The sequence below is a fragment of the Streptomyces sp. HUAS TT7 genome (genome assembly GCF_051550175.1).
In the GTDB taxonomy this organism is placed as follows: domain Bacteria; phylum Actinomycetota; class Actinomycetes; order Streptomycetales; family Streptomycetaceae; genus Streptomyces.
In genome coordinates this window covers 723,827-738,598 of sequence record NZ_CP196175.1, presented here as the reverse complement: position 1 = coordinate 738,598, position 14,772 = coordinate 723,827, and the positions used below count along the sequence as shown (strand labels likewise).

General features: G+C 70.9%; 15 protein-coding genes. 6 read left to right on the top strand and 9 right to left on the bottom strand.

Annotated features, from left to right (window positions below):
• Nucleotide 1 precedes the first annotated feature (1 nt).
• The gene (locus tag ACSHXC_RS03520; RefSeq protein WP_438290110.1) at nucleotides 2-808 is read right to left on the bottom strand and encodes a hypothetical protein; all 807 of its coding nucleotides are present in this window, start codon (nucleotides 806-808) and stop codon (nucleotides 2-4) included.
• Between the two features lie 300 nt (nucleotides 809-1,108).
• Between ACSHXC_RS03520 and ACSHXC_RS03515 the strand changes: the two genes are divergently transcribed.
• Nucleotides 1,109-1,771: a chaplin gene (locus ACSHXC_RS03515; protein ID WP_438290109.1), complete on the top strand. Its 663-nt coding sequence runs from the start codon at nucleotides 1,109-1,111 to the stop codon at nucleotides 1,769-1,771.
• Nucleotides 1,772-1,875: 104 nt separating this feature from the next.
• Nucleotides 1,876-2,829 carry an IS481 family transposase gene (locus ACSHXC_RS03510; protein WP_438290108.1) on the top strand — a complete coding sequence of 318 codons (954 nt, stop codon included), beginning with the start codon at nucleotides 1,876-1,878 and terminating at the stop codon, nucleotides 2,827-2,829.
• Between the two features lie 63 nt (nucleotides 2,830-2,892).
• Here the strand turns inward: ACSHXC_RS03510 and ACSHXC_RS03505 are convergent, their stop codons facing one another.
• Both ACSHXC_RS03505 and ACSHXC_RS03500 read right to left on the bottom strand, forming a co-directional pair.
• Nucleotides 2,893-3,408, bottom strand: a complete 516-nt coding sequence (locus ACSHXC_RS03505) for a hypothetical protein (protein WP_438290107.1) — start codon at nucleotides 3,406-3,408, stop codon at nucleotides 2,893-2,895.
• An 11-nt stretch (nucleotides 3,409-3,419) separates the two neighbouring features.
• A complete protein-coding gene (locus tag ACSHXC_RS03500; RefSeq protein WP_438290106.1) occupies nucleotides 3,420-3,572 on the bottom strand; it encodes a hypothetical protein in 153 nt (50 codons plus the stop codon).
• Between the two features lie 192 nt (nucleotides 3,573-3,764).
• Between ACSHXC_RS03500 and ACSHXC_RS03495 the strand changes: the two genes are divergently transcribed.
• Nucleotides 3,765-4,667, top strand: a complete 903-nt coding sequence (locus ACSHXC_RS03495; protein ID WP_438290105.1) for an ABC transporter substrate-binding protein — start codon at nucleotides 3,765-3,767, stop codon at nucleotides 4,665-4,667.
• Between the two features lie 89 nt (nucleotides 4,668-4,756).
• On the top strand, nucleotides 4,757-5,992 hold the full coding sequence (locus tag ACSHXC_RS03490; RefSeq protein ID WP_438290104.1) for a cytochrome P450 family protein: 1,236 nt from the start codon (nucleotides 4,757-4,759) through the stop codon (nucleotides 5,990-5,992).
• Between the two features lies 1 nt (nucleotide 5,993).
• Here ACSHXC_RS03490 and ACSHXC_RS03485 read toward each other — a convergent pair whose 3' ends face one another.
• Genes ACSHXC_RS03485 through ACSHXC_RS03475 form a run of 3 tightly spaced genes read right to left on the bottom strand, consistent with a single transcriptional unit; the run spans nucleotide 5,994 to nucleotide 9,582 of the window.
• Nucleotides 5,994-6,974 carry a TolB family protein gene (locus ACSHXC_RS03485; protein WP_438290103.1) on the bottom strand — a complete coding sequence of 327 codons (981 nt, stop codon included), beginning with the start codon at nucleotides 6,972-6,974 and terminating at the stop codon, nucleotides 5,994-5,996.
• Nucleotides 6,971-8,236, bottom strand: coding sequence for an MFS transporter (locus ACSHXC_RS03480; protein ID WP_438290102.1), 1,266 nt, complete (start codon nucleotides 8,234-8,236; stop codon nucleotides 6,971-6,973). Before ACSHXC_RS03480 ends, ACSHXC_RS03485 begins: the two co-directional genes overlap by 4 nt.
• Complete coding sequence (locus ACSHXC_RS03475) at nucleotides 8,236-9,582, bottom strand: discoidin domain-containing protein (RefSeq protein WP_438290101.1); 1,347 nt, start codon at nucleotides 9,580-9,582, stop codon at nucleotides 8,236-8,238. Before ACSHXC_RS03475 ends, ACSHXC_RS03480 begins: the two co-directional genes overlap by 1 nt.
• Nucleotides 9,583-10,054: 472 nt before the next feature.
• Between ACSHXC_RS03475 and ACSHXC_RS03470 the strand changes: the two genes are divergently transcribed.
• Nucleotides 10,055-10,879 (top strand): SAM-dependent methyltransferase, encoded by an 825-nt coding sequence (locus ACSHXC_RS03470; RefSeq protein ID WP_438290100.1) that lies wholly within the window; start codon nucleotides 10,055-10,057, stop codon nucleotides 10,877-10,879.
• 24 nt (nucleotides 10,880-10,903) lie between these two features.
• Here the strand turns inward: ACSHXC_RS03470 and ACSHXC_RS03465 are convergent, their stop codons facing one another.
• The 3 genes from ACSHXC_RS03465 to ACSHXC_RS03455 all read right to left on the bottom strand — a co-directional run bounded on the left by ACSHXC_RS03465 (nucleotide 10,904) and on the right by ACSHXC_RS03455 (nucleotide 13,203).
• Nucleotides 10,904-11,161: a hypothetical protein gene (locus tag ACSHXC_RS03465; protein ID WP_438290099.1), complete on the bottom strand. Its 258-nt coding sequence runs from the start codon at nucleotides 11,159-11,161 to the stop codon at nucleotides 10,904-10,906.
• A gap of 141 nt (nucleotides 11,162-11,302) precedes the next feature.
• Nucleotides 11,303-12,202, bottom strand: coding sequence for a hypothetical protein (locus ACSHXC_RS03460; protein WP_438290098.1), 900 nt, complete (start codon nucleotides 12,200-12,202; stop codon nucleotides 11,303-11,305).
• Nucleotides 12,199-13,203, bottom strand: coding sequence for an SPFH domain-containing protein (locus tag ACSHXC_RS03455; RefSeq protein WP_438290097.1), 1,005 nt, complete (start codon nucleotides 13,201-13,203; stop codon nucleotides 12,199-12,201). The genes ACSHXC_RS03460 and ACSHXC_RS03455 overlap by 4 nt, the downstream gene beginning before the upstream one ends.
• 306 nt (nucleotides 13,204-13,509) lie before the next feature.
• On the opposite strand from ACSHXC_RS03455, the gene ACSHXC_RS03450 reads away from it, so the two are divergent.
• Complete coding sequence (locus ACSHXC_RS03450) at nucleotides 13,510-14,745, top strand: hypothetical protein (protein ID WP_438290096.1); 1,236 nt, start codon at nucleotides 13,510-13,512, stop codon at nucleotides 14,743-14,745.
• Nucleotides 14,746-14,772 lie beyond the last annotated feature (27 nt).

Here is a 14,772-nt window from a genome sequence, read left to right as displayed (position 1 = left end):
CTCAGGCCGGACGAGCCGTGCCGATGGGTGCTCTCTTCCTGGGCCTGCGGGTGGCGAGGAGGCCGAGGACCACGGCGAACGTGATGGCGACGATGTGTTCGCGTCCTGCCAGATTCGGCTTCTCGAAGGATCTGATCACGGTCGGGGTGACCGCGAAGAAGAACAGGACGGGCGCCCGCTTCACCGTGGCGATGTGGGCGAAAAGGCCCACCACGGCGGCGGAGGCCCCGGTGTCGACGACATGGGCGGCCTCGGGCGGCAGCCCCCACCACTGGGGCCCCACCGCGATCATGACGCGGGCGCTGAGCGTGCCCGCGAGCGACACGGCGTACGCCACCATCAGGGTCCGCCTGCGCCCCAGCACCAGCTGGGCCAGTGCGAATCCGAGGAACAGCACGGGGATGCCCGGCAGGGCGGGCATGTCGCGGGCCGGGACGAACAGCGAGAGCGGCGTACGCAGCAGCACGAGCGGGATCGGGATGTCGCCCCGGACGTGCGAGACGAACCGCACCAGTACCGCGCCGGTGCGGTACTGGTCCACCGCGTGCAGCGAGAGCACCGCGGCGGATGCCAGGATCGCGATGAGAATGCCGGACAGACCGCGCCGCACGAGCTCGCGTACCGGCTCGGTGACGATGGAGCGGAACTCGCGGAGCAGGTTTCGTCCGAGGAAACGTACGAAGCTCTTGAGGCTGCGTTCGGCTCGGCCGAGCGGTCGGAGCGCCGGGGCGGCGACAGGCCGCCGAACTCCGGCGAGGGCCGGTTCCGGCCCCGCAGCCCGCATCCGGGCTTCCGCGTCCACGCTCACCAACAACCCCCAGACCCGCTCCGGCCAGGGACTCCCCACCGACCTCCGGTCGTCGATCCTGCCATGGGGCGGACACGGGTCGGGGGCCGCCCCCGGGCCCATTCGACCAGGTGTGCGGCTCCTTGTCGCGGGCGTATATAAGGGTACATAAACCACCAAACATTACGTAGTTGACTCAAATCGATAATCAGGCCACTCGATGGGGTGAAAGGCGTATTAGGCATAACCCATCAGGCCTCTCCGGAGTTGATGGCGGTGCGGGCGAGTGGCCCGTGACAACCTCCGGAAGGCAGGAAACCAATGAGACGGGTCGCCATGAAAGGCCTGGTCACGGTGGTGGCCACGGGCGGTGTGCTGGCCGCTACCGGCTACGCCTACGCGGACTCCAACGCGGGCGGCAGCGCTGACTCCTCCCCGGGCGTGCTGGCGGGCAATTCCGTGCAGCTTCCGGTGAACGTCCCGGTCAACGTGTGCGGGAACACCGTCGACGTGCTCGGGCTGCTCAACCCCAGCGCGGGCAACACGTGCGTCAACGCCTCGGGCGCCCACCACGGCGCCAAGGCGGGTTCCGAGCACTCCGGCCACACCGGCAGCACCGGCGGAGCCTCCGCGTCGGGTCGAGGAAAGGATTCGCCCGGGGTGCTCTCGGGCAACGGCCTCCAGCTCCCCGTTGATCTCCCGGTGAACGTCTCCGGGAACTCGGTCAGCGTCGTCGGCGCGCTGAACCCGTCCGTGGGAAACACCTCGGTGAACCACTCCACGCCGGTTCGCCACCACCCGGCCGCGCCTCCCGTCCACCTGCGGCCCGCCCCGGTGCGGGCCGCCCCCGCGCTCCCCGTGGCGCAGGGCGCCACGCTGGCTCACACCGGCGCCGACGGCATCGGCCTCGCGATCCCCGCGTCGGCCGCGCTGCTCCTGGGAGGCGGCGTCCTCTACCGACGCTTCCGCGGCGCCACGCGCTAGCTGTATTGATCACGAGCGTTGTTAACGCTGGTTGGTCTTGATCATGGCGAAGACCTCCGGTGTGGTGGAGGTGTCTAGGCTCCACACCACGCACGGAGGTCTTCGTGTCCCACCGTAATGCCCGCCTGACCATGCACGGCAGGCGGCTGCTGGTCGAACGTGTCCGTTCCGGCCGTCCTGTCGCGCATGTGGCGGCCGAGATGGGCATATCCCGGCCCACAGCCCACAAATGGGTCCGACGTTGGAAGACCGAAGGCGACGCGGGCCTGGCCGACCGGCCCAGCAGACCGGCCACAACCCCGCACCGGACACCGGCCGCACTGGAAGAGCGGGTCTGTGGCCTGCGGCGGACCCGCAAGCTCGGGCCCGCCCGGATCGGCCCGATCGTGGGACTGCCCGCATCCACTGTGCACCGGATCCTCACCCGCCACCGGCTGAACCGGCTTTCCTGGCTCGACCGCCCGACCGGCACCGTGATCCGCCGCTACGAACGCGACCGCCCAGGCGAGCTGATCCACGTCGACGTCAAGAAACTCGGCCGGATCCCCGACGGCGGCCACAAGACCCTGGGCCGTCAGGCCGGCCGGGCAACCCGCTCCGCCATGGGCTTCGACTACATCCACTCCGCCGTCGACGACCACTCCCGCCTGGCCTACAGCGAGGTCCACCCTGACGAGAAGGTCGCGACCTGCGCGGGCTTCCTCACCCGCGCGGCCGCGTTCTTCCACAGCCAGGGCATCCCCCGCATCGAGCGGGTCCTGACGGACAATGCGTGGGCCTACCGCAAGGGCCTGGCCTGGAAAGCCGTCCTTACCGACCTCGGCGCGACCGGCAAACTCACGCGCGCTTACCGGCCGCAGACCAACGGCAAGGTCGAACGCTTCAACCGCACCCTGCTGGACGAGTGGGCCTACCTGCGGCCCTACACCTCAAACGACGAGCGGACAGCGGCCCTGACAGACTTCCTCCACACCTACAACCACCACCGCTGCCACACCGCACTCGACGGACACCCGCCCATCACCCGCGTCAACAACCCTGCGAGTCAATACAGCTAGCGCACAGGCAAGGGTCGTGGCCCCGGTGCCGATGCCGGGGCCACAGCCGTGCGAGGGCACGGCTCAGGAGTGCGCGGGCGGGCAGTCCACCCGGATGTCCGGGGTGCTGTAGGTGTCGCTCGTGGAGAACAGGCCGCTGCCGTACTCGTAGTAGAGGTACGAGGAGAAGCCCAGGCCGCGCCCACAGGCGGAGTCCGCGGCGATGCGGTACGTCAGGGTCACCGTGCGGCTCGCCCCGGGAGCCAGCGGGACCTCGTAGTTGAGGCCCAGTTTGGCGGTGTCCTTGCAGTCGGTGCCCGCCGTCTCGCACGAGACAAGGGCGTAGTTGAGGCCCGCCTGGCTGCTGGTGTCCCAGGTCGGCTGGATCGACTGGTAGACGAACCGGATCTCCGTCGACTGTGTGTTGGTGAGCGTCATCGTCAGGTCCACGGTGGAGCCGGGGGTGACCGCGTCCCGGTCGGTGCTGAACGTCAGGTCGGCCGTGTCGGCGTTCGCCGGAGTGTCCACGCTGAACAACAGGGCGCCGGCGCATGTAAGGGCCGCGGCGAGGCCGAGACCCACGAGGCGTGTCGTGTTCATGGCCTCGCAGACTAGAAGCCGCCGGGCCCGCCGTCGCCCACATCCTTGCCGTACGGCTCGAAACGGCCGTGCCGGGCGGTTCCGCCGCGCAGGTGCTGTCCGGGCGGGTTCTCGCAGTACAGCGCGGGGATTGTGGTGACCCCCGCCGGGCCGTGCGTCGACATGACGGATGCGGTGGCACGCGGCGGAAACGGCGCACCCCGCACGCGTGGCCCTCGGTACAGGAAGCCTGGCCCGAGCGGCAGTTGGCGGCCCGGAGCGGGAACTGGCGTGACGATCCCATGCGTTGGGCAGTCAAGCGGGGAACCGGCTTCGCACGAGCCGGCAACGCGACCGCATTGGGGGCTGATGACGTCATGGAGCAGACGGCCTGGCGATTCTCGGACGACCGTGGACAGATGTCGGCGGCGGCAGCACCTCCGTCCCGCGTGGTGGCCTACATCCAGGCCGGCGCGACACTGGAGGACCTGGGGATACGCCCCCTCGCGGTGTTCGGGTCCTTCCACGACGGCCCGGAACCCGACCCGGCCAAGTCCGGCGCGCTGCCGCTGGACGAGGTCGGCTACCTGGGGGCGGGAGCGGACCTGGGTGTGGAGGCCCTGCTCGCCCCGGGGCCGGACCTCGTCGTCGCCGTCAGCTACGGCGGCGGCCAGGTGTACGGGCTCGACCCCGAGACGGCCAAGCACCTGGAGGAGCGGGTCCCGGTGGTCGTCCTGGACGTGGGCCAGGCGCACACGCCGGCCCGAATACGGGGCCGATTCGCCGACCTGGCACAGTCGTTGGGAGGTCCGCAGGAGGATGCCGCCGCTCTGCTCGCCGCCGAGAGCCGCCTGCGTGCGGCCGCCGCGCGCACGCCCCGGCCGCGCGTCCTCGCCCTCTCCCCGGCGAGTCCGGACGAGGTGCACCTGGCGCGCCCGCAGGCCTGGCCCGAGCTGCGGGCCCTCGCGGAGTACGGCGTGGATCTCATCGAACCGGGGGAGGGAGCGGGCGCCAACTGGTTCACGGCCGGGTGGCCGGCGGCGGCCGAACTACGGCCCGACATAGTCCTCGTCGATGTCCGGTCGAACGCGGCCCCGCTCGGCGAGCTGCGGTCCGACGCCGCGTGGCGCGCCCTGGAGGCCGGGTCGCGCATCCTGGCCTGGAACCCCGAATCCCCGTGCAGCGCCCGCGCCCACGCCGCCTGGTTCGGCCAGGTCGCGGACGCACTGGAGGAGGGTGTGAAGACGCGGGGGAAAGGCCAGGGAGATTCGCTAACTTGATCATGACTCGCTCAGGAAGCGCGCTGGAGCGGTCAACAGCGCTGTGTACTGGGCAGGTTCATCACCCACATAGTCAGGAGTGACCGAGGATGACGACCGTGCCCACCCGTGTGCCCCTCGACCCGTTCGGGGCGGACATAGCCGCCGAGAGCGCCCGCCTGCGCGCGCTCGGGGCGATCGTTCCGGTCACCTTACCGGGCGGTATCCCCGCCTGGGCGCCCACCGGCTACGACACCCTCAAGAACCTGATCCTCGACCCCCGGGTCAGCAAGGACCCGCGCCGGCACTGGGCGCTCTTTCCGGAGCTGGGCCAACACCCGGAGTGGGGCTGGATCCTGGGCTGGGTCGGTGTGATCAACATGCTGTCCTCCTACGGGCCCGACCACACCCGGCTGCGCAGGCTCGTCGCGCCCAGCTTCACGGCGCGACGCACCGAGGCGATGCGCGGCCGGGTCGAGGCGATCACCGCCGAACTCCTAGACGGCCTCGGCGAGGCCGCCGCGTCCGGCGGGCCCGTCGACCTCAAGTCGGGGTACGCCCACCCGCTGCCGATGCGCCTCATCTGCGAACTCTTCGGCGTGCCGGACCACTTGACCGAGTCCACCGGGGCGCTGATCGCCGCCATCATGGACACCTCCGACCCGAGCCCGCAGCACGCCGCGTTCGTGCAGGAGCAGATCGCCACCGTGCTCCCCGCCCTCGTGGCCTACAAGACCGAGCGGCCCGGCGACGACATGACGACGGAACTCATCAAGGTGCGCAACGAGGACGGCGACCGGCTGAGTGCCGAGGAACTCGTCCATACGCTGCTCCTGGTCATCGGCGCCGGGTTCGAGACCACCGTCAACCTCATCGGCAATGCCATCGTCGCGCTCCTGGACGCCCCTGAGCAGTTGGCGGCCGTCCGCTCGGGTGCGATCGGCTGGGACGCCGTCGTCGACGAGACCCTCCGCGCCCACCCCTCGATCGCCAATCTCCCGCTGCGGTTCGCGATCAGCGACATCACGGTCGACGGCGTCACCGTCCCCGCAGGTGACGCGATCATCACGACGTACGCGGCCGCGGGCCTCGACCCGGCGCACTTCGGAGCCGACGCGGACACCTTCGATGCCGCCCGGGGCGCCGACGACCACCTCGCCTTCGGCATCGGCGTGCACCGCTGCATCGGTGCCCCGCTCGCCCGGATGGAAGCCCTCACCGCCCTCCCGGCCCTCTTCGACCGCTTCCCCGACCTCGAACTCGCGGTAAAGGCAGAGGAGTTGAAGCAGGTCCCGTCCTTCATCGCCTTCGGCTGGCAGGAGATACCGGCGCGCCTCGGGCAGTAGCTCAGCGCATCGCGACGGGAGATGAGGCGCCCTCCGCAGTGAGTTGGGGGGCGCCGCTGCCGTCGGCCGCCACGGTCCACACATCGCTCGCGCGGCCTGCACCGCCAGGCAGTGCGTACGCCACCGTACGGTCGTCCAGCCATGCCGCCTGGTCGTCGACGCTGTGGCGCTCGGCCAGGGGGTGTTCACTCAGTGTCGCGAGATCGAGGACGTACAGCCGCCACGGTGCGGCGGGGTCGGCCGAGATCCGCTTCTTGAAGGCGATGCGGGTGTCGTCGGGGGAGAGTGAGGGGCATTCGGCGTTCTCCCGCAGGGACTTGGCGGACCAGTCCGCCATATTGCCCTCCACGAGATACGTCCGCCCCTTCGTCGAGACGGTCGCGTAGAACCGGTTGTCGTCGCGTGCGAACGTCACACCCCAGTAGTTGACGTCGGGCGCGTGATAGCGGGCACCGTCGAGGGTGAGCGGGATCTCCTCCATCGACTTGATGAGATAGCCGGTGCGCAGGTCCAGGATCGAGGTACGGGTGGAGAAGGCGGTGGTGGCGTACGAGTCGCCGACCGCGAACACGGTCCACGAGAGCATCCGTCCCGAGGCGGAGACCCGGGCCCGGTTGGGGATGCCGGGCACGGCGATGCGGCGTACCTCGCGCAATCGCCGGTCGAGGACGACGGCGTACGCGCGCGGAGGCACCCCGGGCTCCCGCCGCAGGCATACCGCGGTGTTCGCGGCGGCGTAGAACCGCTCGCACACGGGACCGCCGCCGGTGCGGGCGCCGCCTGGCGCGCCGAGCGGTCGGCGGGCGATGCGGCCGGTGGCCGTGTCCCGGAAGTAGAGGCCCGGCCCGTCCAAGGTGAACGAGCCGTCGGCGGCGGCCTGTTGGGGGCCTCGGTGCGCCGAGTGCAGTACATAGCCGAGCGAGCCGGTGGCGAGCAGCAGGACGGCGACGACCAGGACGGCGAGTTTCGCGCGGGGGCTCATGCGGTGGGCCTTTCCGGATCGGCGGTCGGTGTGCCGGGCAGCAGGGCCCAGCCGCCCGCGAGGGACACGAGCAGCGCGGCGGCCGCCGCCCACAGCGCGGGGCCCGGCCCCCATACCGTCCAGGCGGCACCGAACCCCGCCGTGCCCAGGAGCCGGGTGAGCGCTTGCGCGGTCTGGAGCAGGGCGAGCCCCCCGGCCCGGCCGCCGTCCGGCAGCGCCGGGGTGGCCAGCGCCATGAGCACGCCGTCCGTCGCCGCGTAGAAGACCCCGAGCAGGATCAGGACGGGCGTGACGAGCGCGAGGACGGGTCCGCCGGCCGGCACGAGCAGCAGCGCGTACACGCCGAGCAGCGCGACATGGCCGTACAGGAACGGCAGCCGGCGCCCGACACGGTCCGCGATGTGGCCCGCCGGGATCGCGAGCAGCAGATACGCCGCCGCGGACCCGAGCGGCAACAGCGGGAACCACCCGACCGGGATGTCGAGGCCGCGCTGCAGCAGCAGATAGACGAAGGAGTCCCCGACGGTCGCCGCGCCCAGCAGCGCCGTTGCGTACAGAATCCGCCGGAAGGCCGCGCTGTGCAGGGCTCCAAGTGGGTTGATTCGTCGAGGAGTTGATCTTTTCGACGGCGTGGCCCGGCCCGGTACGTACAGGACGAGCAGGAGGACGCCGAGCAGGCCCGTGCAGAAGCTGACGACGAACACCGCGTCATAGGCGTCCGCCGTCGCCCACATCAGGGCGACCGCGGCGAGCGGACCGAGCAGCGCTCCCGTGGTGTCCATCGCGCGGTGCACGCCGAAGGCGCGGCCGAGCAGGTGCGGCGGGCTGCTCAGGGCGATCAGCGCGTCGCGGGGCGCGGTGCGGATGCCCTTGCCCACGCGGTCGACGGCGAGCGCCGCGGCGATCTGGCCGGTGGCGCCGCCCGCGAGGAGCAGGCCGAGGCGGGAGCAGGCGGAGAGGGCGTAGCCGAGCCCGGCGACGCGTTTGTGGCGCCCGCCGCGGTCGGCGGCATGCCCGCCGAGCAGGCGTACGACGGCGGCCGCACCGTTGAACAGGCCGTCCAGAAAGCCGAATTGGAGGGGGGAGAGGCCGAGGCCGACCACGAGGTAGAGCGGCAGGACCGCCGTCACCATCTCCGATGACACATCGGTGACGAGGCTGACCGTGCCGAGCGCGAGGACGGTGGCGGGGACGCGCCGCCCGGGCCCGCCGGTGGCGGACGGAGGCGGCGCGTCCCGGCGACCGGTGGTCGCCAGGTACATCAGTGGCAGGTGTAGTTCGGGGCGGAGTCCTTGACCTGGCCGTCGGTGCCGACGTAACTCCAGGTGAAGCCGGAGTCGTCGAGGTCGAGCTTCAGGACGCCGTACTGGCCGCTGATCCGCTTCTGGCTGTTGGGCTGGACCTGCTCGATGGGGTACGGCTCGGCGCCGCCCATGCCGCCGACGATCTCCACGATGCCGTCGGCGGTCGCCCTGCCGTCCGGGTTCTGCGGGGCGAACCGCTCGTAGTGGTGGTCGTGGCCGTTGAGGACGAGGTCGGCCTTGGCGTCGTACAGGATCTTCCAGACCGGCTTGCTGACCGGGTCGTTGCCGTGCCCGCCCGACGAGTACAGCGGGTGGTGCCAATACGCGGCGATGCAGCCCTTGCTGTTGCGGGCCAGATCGGACTTGAGCCAGTCGATCTGGGCGGTCTGGTCGAAGGAGTTGGAGTCCAGGGCGATGAAGTGCCAGTTGCCCTCGTCGTAGCTGTAGTAGCTCTTGCCCTGCGGGTAGGCGATCGCGCCGAAGTACGCCTTGTAGCCGGACAGGGTGCCCGCCGGGTCGTACGTCTCGTGGTTGCCGGGCACCGGATGGGTCTTCGCCTTGAACGCGCCCCATGTCCTGTCGTAGTAGGCGCGGAAGTCGGCGATGCGGGCGTCGTCGTACTGGTTGTCGCCCATCGTCAGATAGAAGCGCGGGTTGATCTTCTGGGCCAGGGCCGCCGTCTTGGGGTGGGCGCAGGCGCTGTCGGACGCGGTGCACTGGGCCGCGATATCTCCGGCCGCGACCACGGTGAAGGTACCGGTCGGCGGCGTGGTGCCGCCGAGGGTGCCGTACACCGCGAAGTCGTAGAGCGAGTAGCCGTAGGAGGTGCCGCGGGCCGTGGCGTACACCCGGATGTAACGGCCCTTGCCGGACAGGCCGGTCCAGTCGTCCGCGCCTCCGTTCCCGGCGGTCTCGGCGGCCAGGCGGGTCCAGGTGGCGCCGTCGGCGGACAGCTCCACGCGGTACGCCTTGGCGTACGCGGCCTCCCAGGTGAGGGTGACTCTGGTGACGTCGGCGGTGGCGCCGAGGTCGACCTGGATCCACTGGGGGTCCTTGCCCTCGGCGCTGGCCCAGCGGGTCGTGGCCGAGCCGTCGACGGCGTTCTGCGGGCCGAGCGACGAGCTCTCGGAGGAGGAGGCGGTCGCGGGCCTGTCGCGGGAGATGAGGGGGTCGCCGGCGGCCCCGGCCCGCTCGGGCCAGGTGAGCAGCAGACCGGCGACGAGGACGAGGACGGCGGCCAGTGCGAGGCCAACGGTGGGGCGGCGCGGTGGCGAGAAGGGTGGAGCGGAGGCGTTCAGGCGCATACCTGGACTCCCTGCCTTGGGGGCGGCGAGAGCTGGACACCGGAGCTCGCGGCGCCGCACCCCCGCCCTTGTGGAGGGGCAGGGGAGCAGCGTCGCGACGGCCGGATCAGAGCTCTCGCTGAGCGCGTCATGCCCACGGGGGAGTTCGGGCACCGCGCCAAGCCGCCGCGGGAATCGTATAGGACAGGAAAGTTTCCTACTAGTACTTCGGCCGGACCTTCAACTGCTTTGACGGCAAAGGGGAATGGGGAAGGGGTGGCCCCCGCCGGGCGAGGCTGTGCATGCTTCGGGGAGGGGACCCGCCGGTGGGCGCCGGCATGCCGGGCGGGCCTCCCACGCGGGAATCCGGGACTCGCCGGTGCGGGCCTGCCCGAGATGCCTGTGCGCCGCGGCACGTTCTCTGTGACAGTTCGCAACACGAGTATCTAGATTGGCCGTTGACGCAGCGCCGCACCTCCAGGAGACAACACCCGTGACCGAGAACCCCGCCCCCTCGTCGACGCCCGACCATGTGCGTGACCGCATCAACACCGCACAGCCGCACACCGCCCGGATCTGGAACTACTGGCTCGGCGGCAAGGACAACTACCCCGTCGACCGCGAGGTCGGCGACCAGATCAGATCGCTGCACCCGGGCATCGGCGACTACGCCCTTGCCGACCGGCTGTTCCTCGGGCGGGCCGTGCGTCATCTGGTGGCCGACCGGGGGGTGCGCCAGTTCCTCGACGTCGGCACCGGACTGCCCACCGCCGACAATACCCACGAGGTCGCCCAGCGGATCGCGCCCGACGCCCGCATCGTCTACGTCGACAACGACCCGCTGGTCCTCGCGCACGCCCGCGCCCTGCTGACCAGCACCCCCGAAGGCCGCACCGACTACCTCGACGCCGACCTCCGCGATACCGCGACCATCCTGGAACACGCGGCGAAGACCCTCGACCTGAGCAAGCCGGTCGCCCTCATGCTGCTCGGCGTCGTCATCTTCATCCCCGACGAAGGCGAGGCGCTGCGGCTCGTACGCGAGCTGATGAAGGAACTCGCCCCGGGCAGCTACCTCGTGTTCTCGCACACGATCACCAGCCCGGCCATGCCCGACGTCGACGCCGCGGTGGCGTTCTGGAACGAGCACGGCACGCCGAAGCTGACGCAGCGCACCCCGGAGCAGGTGGCCCGGTTCTTCGACGGATTCGACCTGCTCGAACCCGGCGTCGTGTCGTGCTCGCGCTGGCGGCCGGAGGCGGGCGACACACTCCCCGACGAGGTGGCGATGTACGGCGGCGTCGGCCACAAGCGCTGACGCGGCGACCCCCTACCGCCGCGTTCACGGGCGGGGCTTCCCCTGTGTGGGCGCCCCGCCGGTGTGCAGGCTGCCGACGAGCGCGAACAGCTCGGCCTCATTGCCCGCGAGCCCGGCCCGCGCCAGCGCGTCGTCCGCCTCGGCGATGACCCCTTCCAGAGCGAGCGGCCCCAGCGGGCGGTCCGCAGGCGAGTCGAGGGCGGCGCGCACCGTGTTCAACAGGCGCAGATAGGCCTGGGCGGCGGAGCGTTCATGGGACGTCATCAGGGCGGTGGCGGTCATCGGCAGCCTTCCCTCGGCAGTACGGGCTCACCCATCACGATGCCGTACGCCACTGACAATCGACCGTCACGGCCCGCTGACGCGCGGTCGATCGCTGCTCGGAGCCCCTGCCCGATCCGCACGGAACGCAGACACAGGCTCTCAACCCACCAGCCGCAGCGCCGTGTCCGAGACGCCGAGGCTCACCGACTGGCCCCATGTCAGGTCCAGCGCATCGCTCTCCATGCCGTCCCCGAACGCGACCAGGCGGTCCGACTCCACGGTGATCCGGAGCCGCTCGGCCCGGGACAACTCCCCGTCCACGAGCGAGGTCCCGGTCACGGGCGACGGCCAGGCCTCACGTACGAACCACACCAGGCGGGCATCCACGCGGGCCGGCAGCGCCGGGGCGTTCGCGCGCTGCTGCCACAGCGAGCGCAGCCAGCCGGTGGCCCCCGTACCCGTGCCGACCAGCACACCGGAGGAAGCCTGCGCCTCGGCGCAGGCGGCCGGGTCGTCGGGGCCGATGCGGTAGCGGGCGCTCTGGTGGCCGGGCGCGCCGAGGTAGATCTCGTTGAGCGCGAGCAGGCGCTGGCTGTCGTCGGTGAGCGCCTCCACCATGGTGAGTTCCTCGACCGCGCAGCCCCGCGATGTCGCCGCGGGCAGCAGCGCCGCGGCGGCCGACGGCCGGTGGCGCACCAGAACACCCGGATTGCGTCCCGGCTCGGGATCGACGCCGATCACCGGCTGCCCCGACAGGTACTTGGCGGCATTGGCGACCAGGCCGTCCTGGCCGACCACCACGATCACGTCCTCGGGGGCGAACAGGAAGCGGTCGAGGTCGGAGCGCTCGACCCGGGCCTGGCGCCACTGCGAGGGAATCGCCGCCGCCACGTCGGCCAGCGCCCGCAGCGTCCGGTGGTGCCGCTCGGCCACCTCGCGGATGCTCCGGCCCCGCGAGGACAGGAAGAAGTCGGCCTGGCCGTGCGTGCCGTGCCGGGCCAGCAACTCCTCGTACTCCGAGGTGCGGTGGACAAGGACGGCCCGCGGCGCCAGGCTCACGGCCGCTCACCCCGGCCGAGCCGGTCGAGCAGCGTGGTGAGCATGTCGGGGGAGAGGGTGAGGCTGTCGATCCGGGGCAGGTTCTCGGCCAGCCGGGTCGCGGCCAGGGCGCGCAGGGTCTCCGCGTCCGCCTCGCCGTGCACCCGGAGCCAGGCCGCCTGAGCCCCGGCCTTCGCCTCGCCCGACGCGCGGGCGGCCTCGGCCTCGGCCTGGGCGAGCCGCACCGTGCGGGCGGCCTCCGCCTCGGTGCGTACCGCGTCCGCCGCCGCTGCCTCCTCCGCCTCGCGCCGGGTGTTGGTGCCGCGCTGCTCCACCAACTGCTCCTCGCGGCGGGCCAGTTCGATGCGGCTGGCGAGCTCGTTCTCCGCGATGGTCCGCTCCCGCTCGACCGCCACCGCCCGCCGCTCGTACGTCGCCCGGTCCGCCTCCTGCTGGATCCGCTCGCGCGCCGGGGTGCGCAGCGCACGCTCCACCTCCGGCTCGGGGCGGATGGCGACGACCCGCACCGCCACCACCTCGATGCCGGTCGCGGGCAGCCGGGATTCCGCCGCGAGCCCGGTCGTCATCCGTTCCCGTACGGCGGCGACACCGTCGGCCAGGGCGGCCGCGAGCTCGGTGCGCGCGAGCACGGCGAGGGCGTGCTGCTGAGCCGTCTCGGTGAGCAGCGTCGACAGCTGGTCCAGGGGGTCGCCGCGCCAGATCCCGGTGTCGGGATCGATCGAGAAGTCGAGCCGGTCGGCGGCGCTGCCCGGCTCGCTGATCCGGTACGTCACGGTCGCCTGCACTGTGACGTCCTGGAAGTCGGCGGTACGGGCGTGGAAGGCCATGGCCAGTTCCCGGTCGTTGACCGGCACTTCGGACAGCGCGGCGCTGAGCGGCTGGAACCAGAAGCTCAGGCCGACCCCGTCGTGGGCGGGACGGCCGTTTTTGTGGTGCCGGATGTGCGAGGTGGGCGCGGAACGCAGATGGCGCCAGCCGAAGCGCCTGGAGATGTCGGCCATGCCGGACCCCTTTCTTTTCGTCAGTTCGACGATAGGGTCCCTTCTCGTTATCGTCAAGATGACGTGAACGGGGGAAGGGATCGGCTTGCCTGGCGAGAGGTGAAGTGGGTAAACGGCCGGGGCGGGGAGGTGCTGTTCAAGCCATTTTCGAGCGGTTTGAGAACGCTGGGTCGATGGGTGGTTACTCGTGGTGACCGTGGGGCTTGCGTGAAGTGGCGAGCGACTCAATTTATATGGATATCGGGTTAATTCGGGGCCATCCGGTCTACACATCAGGGGTCCGTGGGATGAGTGACGGGAGCAGGCATGCCAGGCATCAGTCGAAGGGGATTGCTGGGCGCGGGACTTGGGGCGGTCACTGTGGCGGGGCTTGCCGGGTGTGGCTCGTCAGGGGGTGAGGGCTCGGGCCGACGTGGTGAGCCGGTGCGTGGACCGGGCCCGGCGGATCCGGAAAAGCCGCAGGCCAGGCTGATCGGTGACGGTTCGACGGCGGACACCGGCAAGCAGCCGAACCAGCCCGGCAAGCCCGTTCCGCTCGAACCCGGCCAGACCCCGCCGCAGTTCGTGATCTTCTCCTGGGACGGTGCGGGCGAGGTCGGCAGCGGGCTCTTCCCGCGCTTCCTCGAACTGGCCAGAAATCACGGCGCGGGCATGACGTTCTTCCTGTCCGGCCTCTATCTGCTCCCCGAGTCGAAGAAGAGCCTCTACAAGCCGCCGAACAACCCCGTCGGCGCCTCCGACATCGGCTACCTCACCGACGCGCACCTCAAGGAAACGCTGAAGTACACCCGGCAGGCCTGGTCGGAGGGGCATGAGATCGGCACGCACTTCAACGGCCACTTCTGCGACGGCTCCGGATCGGTCGCCAACTGGACGGCCGCCCAGTGGAGCAGCGAGATCGACCAGGCGGTCTCCTTCGTCACCGAATGGCGCACCAACACCGGCTGGACCGACGAGGACCCGCTGCCGTTCGACTACCACAAGGAACTCGTCGGCGGCCGCACCCCGTGTCTGCTCGGCCAGGAGAACCTGCTGCCCACCGCCAAGGAACGCGGCTGGCGTTACGACGCCTCCTCTCCCGGCGGCCATCAGAGGTGGCCGCAGAAGCGCGACGGCGTATGGGACTTCCCGCTGCAGGGCATCCCGTTCCCCGGGCACTCCTTCGAGGTCCTGTCGATGGACTACAACATCCTCGCCAACCAGTCGAAGAACACCACCAAAGGCATGCCCTCGCGCTATCCCGGCTGGCGGGCGCAGGCCACCGCCTCGTATCTGGAGGGCTTCAAGCGCGCGTACGAGACGAACCGCGCGCCCTTCTACATCGGCAACCACTTCGAGGAGTGGAACGGCGGCATCTACATGGATGCCGTCGAGGAAGCGCTGAAGGGGATGGCAGGCAAGGAGGACGTACGTCTCGTGTCGTTCCGCCAGTTCGCGGACTGGCTCGATGTGCAGGACCCGAAGGTGCTCGACCGGCTCCGCGCCCTCCAGGTGGGGCAGGCGCCCCCGGGCGGCTGGAATGCCTACTTCAAGGCGGCCTGATCCGAGGTGTGTCAAGGCCGCATGAGA

Coding starts and splice junctions, on each gene's coding strand:
- ACSHXC_RS03505 (WP_438290107.1), bottom strand. CDS start 3,408: ATGAACACGACACGCCTCGTGGGTCTCGGCCTCGCCGCGGCCCTTACA.
- ACSHXC_RS03515 (WP_438290109.1), top strand. CDS start 1,109: ATGAGACGGGTCGCCATGAAAGGCCTGGTCACGGTGGTGGCCACGGGC.
- ACSHXC_RS03490 (WP_438290104.1), top strand. CDS start 4,757: ATGACGACCGTGCCCACCCGTGTGCCCCTCGACCCGTTCGGGGCGGAC.
- ACSHXC_RS03475 (WP_438290101.1), bottom strand. CDS start 9,582: ATGCGCCTGAACGCCTCCGCTCCACCCTTCTCGCCACCGCGCCGCCCC.
- ACSHXC_RS03450 (WP_438290096.1), top strand. CDS start 13,510: ATGCCAGGCATCAGTCGAAGGGGATTGCTGGGCGCGGGACTTGGGGCG.
- ACSHXC_RS03455 (WP_438290097.1), bottom strand. CDS start 13,203: ATGGCCGACATCTCCAGGCGCTTCGGCTGGCGCCATCTGCGTTCCGCG.
- ACSHXC_RS03485 (WP_438290103.1), bottom strand. CDS start 6,974: ATGAGCCCCCGCGCGAAACTCGCCGTCCTGGTCGTCGCCGTCCTGCTG.
- ACSHXC_RS03500 (WP_438290106.1), bottom strand. CDS start 3,572: ATGTCGACGCACGGCCCGGCGGGGGTCACCACAATCCCCGCGCTGTAC.
- ACSHXC_RS03465 (WP_438290099.1), bottom strand. CDS start 11,161: ATGACCGCCACCGCCCTGATGACGTCCCATGAACGCTCCGCCGCCCAG.
- ACSHXC_RS03495 (WP_438290105.1), top strand. CDS start 3,765: ATGGAGCAGACGGCCTGGCGATTCTCGGACGACCGTGGACAGATGTCG.
- ACSHXC_RS03480 (WP_438290102.1), bottom strand. CDS start 8,236: ATGTACCTGGCGACCACCGGTCGCCGGGACGCGCCGCCTCCGTCCGCC.